The organism is Actinoallomurus sp. NPDC052274, assembly GCF_040679475.1.
GTDB classification, from domain to species: domain Bacteria; phylum Actinomycetota; class Actinomycetes; order Streptosporangiales; family Streptosporangiaceae; genus Actinoallomurus; species Actinoallomurus liliacearum.
This window is the reverse complement of sequence record NZ_JBFAUT010000079.1, coordinates 20,276-33,978: the sequence shown is the minus strand read 5'-3', so window position 1 is coordinate 33,978 and position 13,703 is coordinate 20,276. Positions and strand designations below refer to the sequence as shown.

Sequence of the window (13,703 nt, the reverse complement as noted above, 5' to 3'; positions counted from 1 at the left end):
GGGTGGCCGAGGTGGACCGCCGCAGGGGCACCAGCGAGTACACCGGTGCGAGCGACGTCATCCGGGGTCGGCCCCCCGGCGCGCGGCCGGGTCGGCGAGACCACCGTCGGGGTGCTCGCGGGCGGCGACCCGCGCCACGCGGCGGGCCTGCGCGATGTGATCGTCGCCGGGCTGCGCGACGGCACCATCGAGGCGCGGCACTCGCGGCGGCGGCCCGTGGGCGTGGCGCTGGTCGGCGGCGGCCCCGGCGACCCGGGGCTCATCACCGTACGCGGCCGGCAGCTCCTGGCCCAGGCGGACGTCGTCGTCACCGACCGGCTCGCCCCCCGCGAGCTCCTCGACGAGCTGTCCGCCGACGTCGAGATCATCGACGCGTCCAAGATCCCGTACGGCCGCTCGGTCACGCAGGAGCGCATCAACGCGGTGCTCGTCGAGCAGGCCAAGGCGGGGCGCTTCGTCGTGCGGCTGAAGGGCGGCGACCCGTTCGTCTTCGGCCGGGGCGCCGAGGAGGTCCTGCACTGCGCGCGTGAGGGGATCCCGGTCACCGTCGTCCCCGGCATCACCAGCGCCATCGCCGTGCCCGCCGCGGTCGGCGTACCGGTCACCCACCGGGGCGTGTCGCAGGAGTTCCACGTGGTGTCCGCGCACGTCGCGCCGGGGGACCCCGCGTCGACCGTCGACTGGGAGGGCCTCGGCCGCGCCCAGGGCACGCTCGTGCTGCTGATGGCGGTCGAACGCATGGAGGTCATCGCCGACACGCTGATGCGCTATGGTCGATCGCCTGACACTCCCGTCGCCGTCATCCAGGACGGTACGCTGCAGACCCAGCGTGCCCTCATGGCGACGCTCGCGACGGTTGTGGACGAGATGACGGCCATCGGCGTGCGGCCGCCGGCGATCGTCGTCGTGGGCGACGTCGTGCAGGTGGCGCGCCAGATCGACATGCTGAACGCGGATTTGGGGCGGACTCCGTGACACCCCCGGCTGACCAGAGCGCGATCAAACGCGCGGCGACACCCCTTCCACTCGACGAGGCCCTGGTCGATCTACGGGACCAGATCGCCTCCTTCCGGTTCGTGCTCGACGCCCCCGGCGTCGACGAGGCGCGGGTCATGCAACAGGACCTGCTGAACCAGCTCGACGACTACCTCCTGCCCCGGGTGCGCCGCAAGGACGCCCCGCTGCTGGTGGTGCTCAGCGGGTCGACCGGCGCGGGCAAGTCCACGCTGGTCAACACGCTCGTCGGTGAGCGGGTCAGCGCGACGGGCGTGCTGCGTCCCACGACGAGCAGCCCGATCCTCGTCTGCCACCCCGACGACGCGGACTGGTGGCTCGACGAGCGCTACGTCCTGCCCGGCTTCGGACGGGTCCCCGGCCCGGCGCCGGACGCCGTGGTCGGCGACCAGCTCGTGATCATGAAGAGCGACGTGCTGCCCAAGGGGCTCGCGCTGCTCGACAGCCCGGACGTCGACTCGGTGTTCGAGGAGCACCATGAGTTCGCGGCGCAGTTCCTCGCGGCGGCCGACGTGTGGATCTGCGTGACCACCGCGGCCCGCTACGCCGACGCCCTCGTCTGGCGCCTGCTGCACCGCGCCCGCGACCACGGCGCCACCCTCGGCGTCGTCCTGTCGCGTGTCCCGGAGGGCGGCGAGGAGATCGTCGCCCACTTCGCCGAGATGCTCAAGGACAACGGCCTCGAGCAGGCCGCGCAGTTCGTCATCCCCGAGACCACGGTGTCCGGCGGGATGCTGCCGTCCGAGGCGGCCGACGAGGTCCAGGTGTGGCTGAGCGGCATCAGTGAGGACGAGGATGGCCGAGCCGAGGTCATCAGGTCTACTCTGGGTGGCGTGCTCGACACCTTCCGTACCCGCGTCCCCGAGCTGGCCGCGAAGGTCGAGGAGCAGGTCGCGCTGCGCACGATGCTCCGCGAGGAGGTCGAGGGCGCCTACGCGACCGGTCTCGCCGAGCTCGACGAGGCCACCCGCAACGGATCCCTGCTGCGCGGCGAGGTCCTCGCCCGCTGGCAGGACTTCGCCGGCACCGGCGACCTCGAGCGCGCGCTGCACGCCGGCCGCGGCCAGACCGGGCACCGCGGCAACCGCCGCAAGCGCACCCCCACCCGGGTCCGGGCCCTCAAGGCCGCCCTGCGCAGCGCCCTGGAGTCCCTCATCGTGGCCGGCGCGGAGCGCTCCGCGGAGGAGGTCGTGAAGCGCTGGCGGAGCCGCCCGGCCGGCGCCATGCTGCTGGAGGGGCGCGACCAGACGCTGGACCGCGCCTCCGCGGAGCTGCCCCGGCGCGTCACCCGCGCCGTCAGCGCCTGGCAGGACCACATCGCCGACCTGATCCGCACCGAGGGGGTCACGAAGCGTTCGGTGGCCAAGTTCGTCTCCTATGATGACGACGCCCTGGCACTCGTGCTGATGGTCGGTCTGTTCGGCTTCGGCACCAGCGACATCGCGGTCGAGGGCGGCACCAGCGCCGTGCCGCAGCGGCTGCTCAAGGCGCTCTTCGGCGCCGAGTCCCTCCGCAGCATGAGCGCCAAGGCGCGGGCCGACCTGCGCGGCCGCACCGGCATGCTGTTCGACGAGGAGGCCATCCGCTTCGGGCAGGTGCTCGACGGCGCCGGGGTGCCCGACGAGACCACCCCCGTCCAGCTCTACCAGGCCACTTACAACCTCGAGGTCGCCCGGTGACCGAGGAGGATCGCGACCGATGACGACGACCACCCCCGGCGTCTCCGGCACGTCCCGGCAGACCTTCCCGCAGCAGCCGACCGCGCCCGGGCAGGACCCCGCGCCGGACCCGACGGCGGCACCGTCCGACATGTCCGGGCTGACCCGGCGCCTGGCCACCCTCGACCGGCTCGTCGAGCTCGGGGAGGGCCGCGTCGACCACGAGCTCATGGACGACGCCGCCGCGCTCCTCGGCCGGGCCGGCGACCGGCTGCGCCTGTCCGGCGACCACACGATCGTCGCGCTCGCCGGCGGCACCGGCAGCGGCAAGTCCTCGCTGTTCAACGCCGTCTGCGGGCTCGAGCTGTCCCCGACGGGGCTCCGCCGCCCGATGACGTCCTCGGCACACGCCTGCGTGTGGGGCCTCAACGGCGCCGGACCGCTGCTGGACTGGCTGGAGATCGAGAAGCGCCACCGGTACGCCCGGGCCAGCGCGCTCGACCAGACGGACGGCGCGGAGGGCGCCGGCTCGCTGCAGGGCCTCATCCTGCTCGACCTGCCCGACCACGATTCCGTCCGGTCCGAGCAGGTCGCCGAGGTCGACCGGTACGTCGGCGTCGCGGACCTGCTCATCTGGGTGCTCGACCCGCAGAAGTACGCCGACTTCGCCGTGCACCGGCGCTACCTCGAGCCGCTGGCCGGCCACGACGGCATCAGCCTGATCGTTCTCAACCAGGTCGACCGGCTCGCGCCCGAAGAGATCGACGAGTGCGTCAAGGACCTGCGGCGGCTGCTGGAGGCCGAGGGACTGCGCGCTCCGCGCATCCTCACCACCTCGGCCAAGTCCGGGACGGGCATCGAGGACTTCCGCGACGTCATCGCGGACACCGTGGCCGCCCGCCGGGCCCGCACCCGGCGGCTCATCGCCGACATGGACCGGCTCATCCAGCGGTTCGAGGGCGCCTTCGGCTCGGTCGAGCCGCCCACCGCCGTGGCCGACAAGCGAGCGGCGGCGCTCGTCGAGGCGCTGGTGGACGCCGCCGGCATCTCCGCCGTGGCCGAGGCGATGGAGAGCGCGTACGCACTGCGCGCGCTCGACTACGTCGGCTGGCCCGTCACCCGTCTCGTGGCCCGCCTGCGCAGCGACCCGCTGCGCCGCATGCGCCTCGGCGAGCTCCGCGACGAGCTGCGCGCCGCGTTCACCACGCCCGTCAACGCCCAGCAGGCCCACGTCGACAACGCCCTGCAGGACGTCACCGAGGACGTCGTCCGCGACCTGCCGCCCTCCTGGCGCCGGTCGGTACGGGAGGCCGGCCGGTCCAACGCCGAGGCGCTCCCGGAGACGCTCGGCGCCGCGCTGCGCGCCGTGGTGCCGTCCTTCAACCAGGTTCCGGGCTGGTGGTGGGCCGTACGGATCTGGCAGTACCTCCTGCTGGTCGTCGCCGCCGTCAGCGTCGTCTGGCTCGGTGCCATCGCCGCCTTCGCCGGGCTCAGGCTCGCCCACGCGCCGACCCGTCTCCTCGGTGAGGCCGGCGTCGCGCCGTACGCCGCGCTCGTCCTCGTCTGCGTCCTCGGACTCGGTCTGCTCACCGCGTTGGCCGCGCGCAACACGATCGCGCTGACCTCGGTGAAGCACAGCGAGCGGATGGAGCAGCAGATGCGCGAGGGCGTCGCCTCGGCGGCACGCGAGCTCGTCATCGCGCCCGTCGAGCAGGAGCTCGCCGTGTACGCGCGGTTCCGCGACCAGGCCGGGCACGCCATCCGCGACGTCGCCCCCTGAGCCCCGCGCCGAAACGGGGCCGCCCCGGGAACCGAACGGGGCCGTCGGCTCCGTCCGGGCACGGGGAGTTATCCACAGTTCACGGAGGGGGCTGGTGGGCGGGGTCCCGCATCCTCGACGGTGGGGGTGACGGCGGCGGCGCAGGGCCGCCGCGCACGCACCCCAGGAGCCTTCGTGAACGACGCGCTGATCACCGTGATCGGTTTCGTGGCCGCCGAGCCCCACTTCGAGGTCCTGTCCAGCGGCACGTCCCTGATGTCCCTCCGCATCGGCAGCACCCCGCGCCGCTTCGACCGCGACCTCGGCCAGTGGCGCGACGAGGACCCGATGTTCCTGACCGTGACCTGCTGGCGTTCCCTCGCCACCAACCTTCAGGAGAGCGACCTGAAGCGAGGGGATCCGGTCATCGTCACGGGCCGCCTCCGCATCCGGGAGTACGCGAAGGACGGCCAGACGCGGTTCTCCGCCCAGGTCGAGGCGACCACGGTCGGCCACGACCTCAGCCGCGGCGTCGCCCGCCTGCAGCGCTCCCAGCGCTCCTCGATCAACCTGTCGGAGGACCGCAGACAGGCCGACGACCTCGCCGACCGCTGGCTCGACGCGGAGGGCGGCGCCGAGGGAGCGGAGGAGCTCACCGCCCAGGTCACGGAGGGCTCCGGCGACGCCGACGAGACCGCCGAGCGGACCGAGATCCGAGCGGTCGCCTGATGCGCCCCTCCGGGGTCTCCTGGGCCCGCCGGGTGAGCGCCCAGGCGGCGCGGAGACGGTAGGCACACCGACGACCGGCGAGCGGAGGGCCGCCCGGCACCTCCGCTCACCGGCCGTCGAGCGTCGTGCCTTCGCCGTCGGCCTCTGAGGGTCGCGCTCGCCGTCGGCCGTCGTGCCTTCCCCGTCGGTCTCTGAGCGTCGCGTCCGCCGTCAGCCTTCGCGCGTTGCGCCCGGCTTCGGCCCTCACGCGTTCTGCGGCCTCCGGGGTCCTGAGGTCTGTCGGCAGGCGGCAGGAGGCAGGAGGCAGGTGCGCGTGGTTCGCGCGGTCGGCGCGATGGGGCTGCGGCACGGCCGGTCATGAGTTGGCCGCACAAGCGGCCACATCGCACGGCCGGATCGCGGCGCTGGGCCGGATCGTGGCGTCGGCCGCCGGGATCTTCGTCCGAGCGGTACCGGCTGTCCCAGGGTGTGAAGCATCCCGCACCGGCACCCCGGGGCCACCGACATGATGCGGGCCGCCCGGGCATGGGGCGAACGCGGACGACCAGGACGCCCGACACCGTTCGGAGTGCCCGTCCGAGCATGCGTCACCCATGCTCAGGCTGTTGGAAGGGTGTGTGACGCCGTCAGATCCAGGAGATGCCGCGCATCGTGCCTTCCTTTCGGGATGGCGCGTCCGCCGGCGTGGGGAGCCGGTGGTCACGAGCACGTCTGATGGGGTCGGCGCGGCGCCCATCGCTGCGGGCCGCCGCGGCCCGCCACCGGACCGCTCTAAGAAGGTACCGAATTTCTTGCCCACTCCGCACACATTGCAACTATCCTATTACTGAACGTGATTCGATCAAGAGTGAGCATGAGCCGCCGTCCTGCGTCGCGGCGGCCGTCCGGAGGGGCGGCCACGGTCTGACCCGTAGGGGGATGAATGACGGCACTGCAAACCTCCGGCGACGGACACGGTGACGTCGCCGCCGCCCCGCGGCGATGGCCGTTGCTGGAGCAGCCGCCCCTGCTCGCCCCGTACGTCTCCGTGGTCGTCGCGTTGCACGCCGCGCTGATCGGTGTCGCCGCCACGCACACGACGTGGTGTCCGCAGGCGCCCGTCCTGTTCGGGGCGCTCCTGGCCTGCGGGGCGATCAGCATCGAGGCGTCCCGGCGGCTCGGCATGCCGGCCGGTGTGGCACGTGACCTGCTGTCGGCGTGGTGGCTGCCCGGGGCGCTGCTGATGCAGCCGGTGTACGCGCTGTTGATGCCGATTCCGCTGCAGATCCTGCTGCAACTGCGGGTGCGCCGGACGATGCTGCACCGGCGGGTGATCGTGACCTCCGCGCACGGCCTGGCGGGGGCGGCCGCCTCCGCCACGTTCCACGCGGTCGTGCCGCACCCGCTCCGGGACCCCGCCTCGTGGCTCACCGACCTGGACACCAGGATTCCCATGGTGGTCCTCTGCGCCGTGCTGTTCACCGTGGTGAACACGGCGATCGTCGTGGTCGCGGCGCAGATCGCGAACACCGAGCGCTCGTGGCGGGACCTGCTGTGGAACCGCGAGATCCTCCTCCTCGACCTCGTGGAGATCTGCGTCGGGATCTTGATCACCATCTCCTGTGCGGTGACCCCGACGTTGCTGGTGATCGCGTTGCCGCCGGTGATGATGCTGCAGCGCAGCCTGATGCACACCCAGTTGCGGGCCGCCGCCCGGCTCGATTCGAAGACCGGTCTGCTGAACGCCGCGACCTGGCAGCTTGAGGCCGGCACCGAGATCAGCCGCGCGGTGCGCACCGACGAGTCACTGGCCCTGCTCCTGATCGACATCGACCATTTCAAGCGGGTCAACGACGCGTACGGGCACCTGACCGGCGATCAGGTGCTGGCCGGGGTGGCGGCCACCCTGGTCCAGCAGCTGCGGGAGTACGACGTGGTGGGTCGGTTCGGCGGGGAGGAGTTCGCCGTGCTGCTGCCGAACGCCGACATGCTCGAGGCCTGCCGGGTGGCCGAACGGCTCCGTAGCCGGGTCGGCCGGATGTGCGTCCCCGCCGACGACGCCACGATCACGGTGACGATCTCGATCGGCGTCGCCCTGTTCCGCACCCACGGGCACGACCTGATCGAGCTGCTCGCCTCGGCGGATCTGGCGCTGTACCGCGCGAAGGAGTCCGGGCGCAACCGGATCTGCCTGCCGGCGACGAAGAAGCCGGGCGAGCCGCGCCGAATCACGGCAAGGCCATCCCCTCGGAGGCTCTAGTCTTGAAACCATGCCGGAGTACATCTACACGATGCAGCGCGTGCGCAAGGCGCACGGCGACAAGGTGGTTCTGGACGATGTCACCCTGAGCTTCCTCCCCGGAGCGAAGATCGGTGTCGTCGGCCCCAACGGCGCCGGTAAGTCCACGCTGCTGCGGATGATGGCCGGCCTCGAGCAGCCCTCCAACGGCGAGGCCCGGCTGATGCCCGGGTTCACCGTCGGCATCCTGCAGCAGGAGCCGCCGCTCAACGAGGAGAAGACCGTCCTCGGCAACGTCGAGGAGGGTGTCGCCGAGACCAAGGCGCTGCTCGACCGGTTCAACGAGATCGCCGAGAAGATGGCGACCGACTACTCCGACGAGCTGCTCGACGAGATGGGCAAGCTTCAGGAGCAGCTCGACCACCGCAACGCCTGGGACCTCGACAGTCAGCTCGAGCAGGCGATGGACGCGCTGCGGTGCCCGGCGCCGGACGCCGACGTGACCATGCTGTCCGGTGGCGAGCGGCGCCGCGTGGCGCTGTGCAAGCTGCTGCTGGAGGCGCCGGACCTGCTGCTGCTCGACGAGCCCACCAACCACCTCGACGCCGAGAGTGTGCAGTGGCTCGAGCAGTACCTCGAGAAGTACGCCGGCACCGTGCTGGCGGTCACCCACGACCGTTACTTCCTCGACAACGTCGCCGGCTGGATCTGTGAGGTCGACCGCGGCCGGCTCGTCGGGTACGAGGGCAACTACTCGACCTACCTGGAGAAGAAGGCCGAGCGCCTCAAGGTCGAGGGCCAGAAGGACGCCAAGCGCAAGAAGCGCCTGGAGCAGGAGCTGGAGTGGGTCCGCTCCAACCCGAAGGCCCGCCAGACCAAGAGCAAGGCCCGTCTCCAGCGCTACGAGGAGATGGCGGCCGAGGCGGCCAAGACCCGCAGGCTCGACTTCGAGGAGATCCAGATCCCGCCGGGCCCGCGCCTGGGCACGACGGTGATCGTCGCGGAGCACCTCACCAAGGGCTTCGGTGACCGTCTCCTGATGGAGGACCTGTCCTTCAACCTGCCGCCGAACGGCATCGTCGGCATCATCGGCCCGAACGGCGTCGGTAAGACCACGCTGTTCCGCATGATCGTCAACGCGGCCGGCGCGGGCGCGCCCGACGGCGTCACCGCGGACGAGAAGCCGGACGAGGGCGCCCTCAAGGTCGGCGACACCGTCAAGATCTCCTACGTCGACCAGAGCCGGGGCGGCATCGACCCGCAGAAGAACGTCTGGCAGGTCGTCTCCGACGGACTCGACCACATCAAGGTCGGCCAGGTGGAGATGCCGAGCCGGGCGTACGTCGCGGCGTTCGGCTTCAAGGGCCCGGACCAGCAGAAGCCGTCCGGCGTGCTGTCCGGCGGTGAGCGCAACCGCCTCAACCTCGCGCTCACCCTCAAGCAGGGCGGCAACGTCCTGCTGCTCGACGAGCCCACCAACGACCTGGACGTCGAGACGCTCAGCTCGCTGGAGAACGCCCTGCTGGAGTTCCCCGGCTGCGCCGTGATCACGTCCCACGACCGGTGGTTCCTCGACCGCATCGCCACGCACATCCTGGCGTGGGAAGAGGGCTCGAACTGGTTCTGGTTCGAGGGCAACTTCGCCGACTACGAGAAGAACAAGATCGAGCGGCTGGGCGCCGAGGCGGCCCGCCCGCACCGCGTCACCCACCGCAAGCTGACCCGCTGAGCCGAAAAGGGAACGGGCCGCGAGACCTCCGGGTCCCGCGGCCCGTTCTTTATGGATCATGCGCGAGTGGACCACCTTCGACCGGCAGGCGGACACCCGGCGGCTGTGGTCGCGGACAGACGGGAGAGACCTATGGCAGTGCTGGGCAAGTTGCTGAAGAACCGGCGGGCCGGGCAGGCGGGCCTCGCCTGGAACGCGCCGAACCTGGCCGGCGCGGACACGCTGGCGTTGAGCAGTCCGGACTTCGAGCACGAGGCGACGATCCCGGCCGTCCACGCCGCGAAGAGAGCCGGTGGCGCGGACCTGTCACCGGCCCTGACCTGGACCGCCGTACCCGAGGGCACGGCACAGTTGCTGCTGGTCATCGAGGACCCCGACGCGCCGACGCGCGCGCCGTTCATCCATGGTGTCGCCCTGGTGGATCCCTCGGTGACCGGCGTCGCCCAAGGGGGACTGGGCGACGGCGACCCGGCCGACGGGGTGCGCCTGCTGCGCTCGGGCATGGGGCGCGGCTACCTCGGCCCGGCGCCGATCAAGGGGCATGGCGCGCACCGTTACGTGTTCCAACTCTTCGCCCTGGCGAAACCGGTCACCGAAGCCGCGAGCGGCGCCGCACTGGACTCCGCCAAGCCGCGCGACGTGCTGGCCGCCGCCGGCGACGTCCTCGGTCGCGGTCGCATCGACGGCTGGTACGAACGCGCCTGATCCGGGCACCCGGCCCGCACCGTCGGCGAGCGTGCCCGTGGCCGTCGGCGTCGACCCGGCGACGTGCCACGCCGATCCATCGGTCATCCGGGGGCGATGAGCGCACCCCGGGTGCGGTCCGGCGGGATGGGAACCGGGAGACTGGACGCCGACCGTGCGACCCATGACACGAGATGGACCAGTGATGACCCAGCCTGCCCTCGACCCTGGCCACGTCCGCGTACCGCACAGGCACGTGCACGAGTTCCACGTGCGGTTCGGCGACATCGACTCGCTGGGCCACGTTAACAACTGCCGGTACCTGACGTACCTGGAGGACGCCCGGGTGGCGATGTTCTACACCGACCCCGAGCGTGAGGGGCGCCGGCGGCCCCTGCACGGCCTGGTGGTGGCCCGCCATGAGATCGACTACAAGCGGCCCCTGCTGCTGCGGCCCGAGCCGGTGCGGGTGGAGACGCGGGTCACGGAGATCCGCGCGGCGTCCTTTCGTCTGGCGTACGAGGTGCGCGACGACGAGCACGTGTACGCGCGGGCGGTCTCGGTGATGGTCGGCTACGACCTGAAGCAGAGCCGGACCCGCCGGTTCGACACGGAGGAGCGCGCCTTTCTGGAGCGGTACCTCGTGACCGGGCGCGGGACGGGCGACAGTTCCGTAACGAACTTCGAGTAGATCAGGATTTAAGCGTTCTTTGCCCCGTAATGTCGCGGTTGCATTCTCGCGATCCGACACAAAAGGGGTAAGAATGCGCAACCTCTCTCGAGGAATGCTGGCACTGTTGCTGGCAGCCGGGCTGGGCGGCCTCGGCGGCACCGCGCACGCGACGCCCGGTCGAGCCGCGGACGACGACGTCCTGACCAGGCTCAAGGCGATTCCCGGCATGACGGTGGAGGAGAAGACCTCCGCTCTGTCGGGGTACCGGTGGTTCTGGCTGAACTACCGGCAGCCGGTCGACCACCGCCACCCGGAGCGCGGCTGGTTCGAGCAGCGGGTGCTGCTCGAGCACAAGTCCGCCGACCGGCCGATGGTCCTGTACACCAGCGGCTACAACACGCCCGAGACGATGTTCCTCTCGGAGCCGACGGCGCTGGTGGACGGCAACCAGATCTCGGTGGAGTACCGCTTCTTCACGCCGTCGCGGCCCGAGCCGGCGGTGTGGAAGAAGGACACGATCTGGCAGGCCGCCACCGATGAGCATCGGCTGATCATGGCCCTCAAGACGATCTACCACGGCAAGTGGATCTCGACCGGCGCCAGCAAGGGCGGCATGACCGCCACCTACCACAAGCGCTTCTACCCCTCGGACGTCGACGGCACGGTCGCCTACGTCGCCCCCAATGACGTCAACAACAATGACGACAGCGCGTACGACCGGTTCTTCAAGACCGTCGGCACCGACCCGAAGTGCCGCGCCAACCTGGAGAGCCTGCAGCGCGAGCTGCTCAAGCGGCGCCCGGAGATCCTCGCCCGCATGACCGCCGACGCCCAGAAGGCCAGCTACACCTGGAAGATCATCAAGACCGTCGACCGGGCCTTCGAGAACTCGGTGATGGACTTCGAGTGGGCGTTCTGGCAGTACCACCTGCAGTCGGAGTGCGCGGACGTCCCGGCGACGACCGCGTCGACGGACGTCATCTACTCGTACTTCGACGCGATCTCCGGGGCGCTGACCTACACCGACCAGAGCCTGGAGCCGTACATCCCGTACTACTACCAGGCGGGCACCCAGCTCGGCTGGCCGTCGCCGCAGTTCAAGCACCTGCGCCCGCTGCTCCGCTACGAGAGCACCTACCAGCCGCGGACGTACGTGCCCAGTGACATCCCGATGCGGTTCGACCCGTCGGCGATGAAGGACATCGACCACTGGGTCCGCACCCACGCGACCCACATGATGTTCGTCTACGGCCAGAACGACCCGTGGGGCGCCGAGCCGTTCCGCGTCGGTCCGGGCAGCCGCGACTCCGCCGTGTACGTCGCGCCGGGGCAGAACCACAGCGGCCGGCTGATCGCCAAGCTGCCCGACGCGCAGCGGGCGCGGGCCACCGCGGACCTGCTCCGCTGGGCGGGCGTCTCCCCGTCGCAGCAGGCGCGGACGCTCTCGGTCCCGCCGCAGGTCGCCGAGGACCCGAGCCTCGTCCAGCACCCCCCGCTGTGACGATCCGCCGCTCGCGGTGACGGCCGGCCGTCCGCAGTGACGGACGCCGTACGGAAGACTCGCCACCGGACCCCACGAGGGGCCGGTGGCGCGTCGTTTTACTGACCCGGTCGTCTCACATATTGGTACGTTAATATCACCATATGAGCAGACGGTGGTTGGTTCTCGGGATCGGATTGCTCGCCATGGTCGCCGGGTGCGCGTATCAGTACGGCCTTCCGTACCTCATCCCCGCCCTGCGCGCCGACGCCGGGCTCTCGCTCGGTCAGGCCGCGACCCTCATCTCCTGCCCGGTCGCGGGCCTCCTCGTCTCGCTCGCGCTCTGGGGCATGGCCGCCGACCGGTGGGGCGAGCGGATCATCCTCGCCACCGGCCTGACCGTGGCCGGCGCGGCGCTGCTGGCCGCCGCCACCGTGCACCACCCCGTGCCGCTCGGCGGCTGCTTCTTCCTCGCCGGAGCGGGCGGCGCGTCCATCCACGCGGCCAGCGGCCGGCTCATCCTCGGCTGGTTCGCCGCCCATGAGCGCGGTCTCGCCATGGGCGTACGCCAGACCGGGCAGCCGCTGGGCGTCGGCCTGGCGGCCGTCGTCCTGCCGCCTCTCGCCGCCGGAGCCGGTCTGGCGGGCGGCCTGGTCTTCCTCGGCTGCGTCTGCCTCGCCGCCGCGCTGCTGGTGGCCGTGCTCGTCCGCGACCCGGCCCGTACGGCGGGCGACGAACCACACGGCGGCCGCTCGCCGTACCGCACGCCCGTCCTGTGGCGGATCCACGCGGCGAGCGCGCTCCTCGTGGTCCCGCAGTTCACCGTGTCCGCGTTCGCCCTCGTCTACCTCGTCGACGCACAGGGCTGGAACGCCGGGACGGCCGGCCGGCTGCTGGCGGCGGCCCAGATCGGCGGGGCCGCGGCCCGGCTGGCCGTCGGCCACTGGTCGGACCGGGCGGGCAGCCGACTGCGGCCGATGCGCGTCCTGTCGATCGGCATCGGCGTCGTGATGCTGGCCCTGACGATCGGCGCGCTGGCGGACTGGGGCGCGGCCACCGCGGTCCTCGTCATCGCCGCGGTGATCACCGTGACCCCCAACGGGCTGGCCTTCACCGCGGTGGCGGAGTACGCCGGGCGGGCCTGGGCCGGGCGGGCGCTCGGCTTCCAGAACACCGGCCAGAACCTCCTCGCCGCGGCGACCCCGCCGGTGCTCGGCTCCCTCATCAGCGGGTCGGATTACGGGACGGCCTTCGCGGTCGCGGTGGCGTTCCCCGTGGTCGCGGGTCTGCTGCTCCCCGTACGGTCCGAGCGGGCATCGGCCCGCGCGGCGGCCACTACGGCGACCGGCGCGCGGCCGTGACTCAGCCCGGTGCGTTGATCAGGGTGTTCGCCGCCATCACGAGGTAGTCCCAGAGCATCGTCTCCAGCGGCTCGGGAAGCCGCAGCTCCTCGACGGCGGTGCGCATGTGGCCGAGCCAGGCGTCGCGCTCGGCCTCGCCGATCCGGAAGGGCACGTGCCGCATGCGCAGCCGCGGATGACCGCGCCGCTCGCCGTACGTGCGCGGACCGCCCCAGTACTGGATCAGGAAGAGCCGGAGCCGCTCCTCGGCCGGCCCGAGATCCTCTTCGGGATACATCGGGCGCAGCAGCGGGTCGGCGGCCACCCCTTCGTAGAACCGGTGTACCAGGCGGCGGAAGGTCTCCTCGCCGCCGACGGCTTCGTAGAAAGTGACCTCTTGTGCCATGACGCGCCCCAGC

10 protein-coding genes and 1 pseudogene are annotated in these 13,703 nt (G+C 71.6%); 10 read left to right on the top strand and 1 reads right to left on the bottom strand.

Features of this window, described 5'->3' with window-relative positions:
- From cobA to AB0K82_RS40020, 10 genes are all read left to right on the top strand, one after another.
- On the top strand, positions 1 to 975 hold a 975-nt coding region (gene cobA, locus AB0K82_RS40065), incomplete at its 5' end, for a uroporphyrinogen-III C-methyltransferase (RefSeq protein WP_364407576.1).
- Positions 972 to 2,693, top strand: a complete 1,722-nt coding sequence (locus AB0K82_RS40060) for an AAA family ATPase (RefSeq protein WP_364407574.1) — start codon at positions 972 to 974, stop codon at positions 2,691 to 2,693. The genes cobA and AB0K82_RS40060, both read left to right, overlap by 4 nt.
- A gap of 19 nt (positions 2,694 to 2,712) precedes the next feature.
- The gene (locus tag AB0K82_RS40055; RefSeq protein WP_364407571.1) at positions 2,713 to 4,452 is read left to right on the top strand and encodes an ABC transporter; all 1,740 of its coding nucleotides are present in this window, start codon (positions 2,713 to 2,715) and stop codon (positions 4,450 to 4,452) included.
- Positions 4,453 to 4,626: 174 nt separating this feature from the next.
- The gene (locus tag AB0K82_RS40050; RefSeq protein WP_364407569.1) at positions 4,627 to 5,160 is read left to right on the top strand and encodes a single-stranded DNA-binding protein; all 534 of its coding nucleotides are present in this window, start codon (positions 4,627 to 4,629) and stop codon (positions 5,158 to 5,160) included.
- A gap of 922 nt (positions 5,161 to 6,082) precedes the next feature.
- Positions 6,083 to 7,399 (top strand): GGDEF domain-containing protein, encoded by a 1,317-nt coding sequence (locus AB0K82_RS40045; RefSeq protein WP_364407567.1) that lies wholly within the window; start codon positions 6,083 to 6,085, stop codon positions 7,397 to 7,399.
- 10 nt (positions 7,400 to 7,409) lie between these two features.
- On the top strand, positions 7,410 to 9,107 hold the full coding sequence (ettA, locus tag AB0K82_RS40040; protein ID WP_364407564.1) for an energy-dependent translational throttle protein EttA: 1,698 nt from the start codon (positions 7,410 to 7,412) through the stop codon (positions 9,105 to 9,107).
- A gap of 132 nt (positions 9,108 to 9,239) precedes the next feature.
- Positions 9,240 to 9,812 (top strand): YbhB/YbcL family Raf kinase inhibitor-like protein, encoded by a 573-nt coding sequence (locus AB0K82_RS40035; protein WP_364407561.1) that lies wholly within the window; start codon positions 9,240 to 9,242, stop codon positions 9,810 to 9,812.
- Positions 9,813 to 9,996: 184 nt separating this feature from the next.
- Positions 9,997 to 10,482, top strand: a complete 486-nt coding sequence (locus AB0K82_RS40030; protein ID WP_364407558.1) for a thioesterase family protein — start codon at positions 9,997 to 9,999, stop codon at positions 10,480 to 10,482.
- Positions 10,483 to 10,555: 73 nt separating this feature from the next.
- Positions 10,556 to 11,965 carry a S28 family serine protease gene (locus AB0K82_RS40025; RefSeq protein WP_364407555.1) on the top strand — a complete coding sequence of 470 codons (1,410 nt, stop codon included), beginning with the start codon at positions 10,556 to 10,558 and terminating at the stop codon, positions 11,963 to 11,965.
- 143 nt (positions 11,966 to 12,108) lie between these two features.
- On the top strand, positions 12,109 to 13,305 hold the full coding sequence (locus tag AB0K82_RS40020; RefSeq protein ID WP_364407553.1) for an MFS transporter: 1,197 nt from the start codon (positions 12,109 to 12,111) through the stop codon (positions 13,303 to 13,305).
- 7 nt (positions 13,306 to 13,312) lie between these two features.
- Here AB0K82_RS40020 and AB0K82_RS40015 read toward each other — a convergent pair.
- Positions 13,313 to 13,690 (bottom strand): annotated as a pseudogene (locus AB0K82_RS40015) (globin); the annotation flags it as partial.
- Positions 13,691 to 13,703: the final 13 nt, after the last annotated feature.

What these genes read in the sequence shown, in the direction of transcription:
- AB0K82_RS40030 (WP_364407558.1), top strand. Translation starts at nt 9,997, where the DNA reads ATGACCCAGCCTGCCCTCGACCCTGGCCACGTCCGCGTACCGCACAGG.
- AB0K82_RS40045 (WP_364407567.1), top strand. Translation starts at nt 6,083, where the DNA reads ATGACGGCACTGCAAACCTCCGGCGACGGACACGGTGACGTCGCCGCC.
- AB0K82_RS40055 (WP_364407571.1), top strand. Translation starts at nt 2,713, where the DNA reads ATGACGACGACCACCCCCGGCGTCTCCGGCACGTCCCGGCAGACCTTC.
- AB0K82_RS40035 (WP_364407561.1), top strand. Translation starts at nt 9,240, where the DNA reads ATGGCAGTGCTGGGCAAGTTGCTGAAGAACCGGCGGGCCGGGCAGGCG.
- ettA (WP_364407564.1), top strand. Translation starts at nt 7,410, where the DNA reads ATGCCGGAGTACATCTACACGATGCAGCGCGTGCGCAAGGCGCACGGC.
- AB0K82_RS40025 (WP_364407555.1), top strand. Translation starts at nt 10,556, where the DNA reads ATGCGCAACCTCTCTCGAGGAATGCTGGCACTGTTGCTGGCAGCCGGG.
- AB0K82_RS40020 (WP_364407553.1), top strand. Translation starts at nt 12,109, where the DNA reads ATGAGCAGACGGTGGTTGGTTCTCGGGATCGGATTGCTCGCCATGGTC.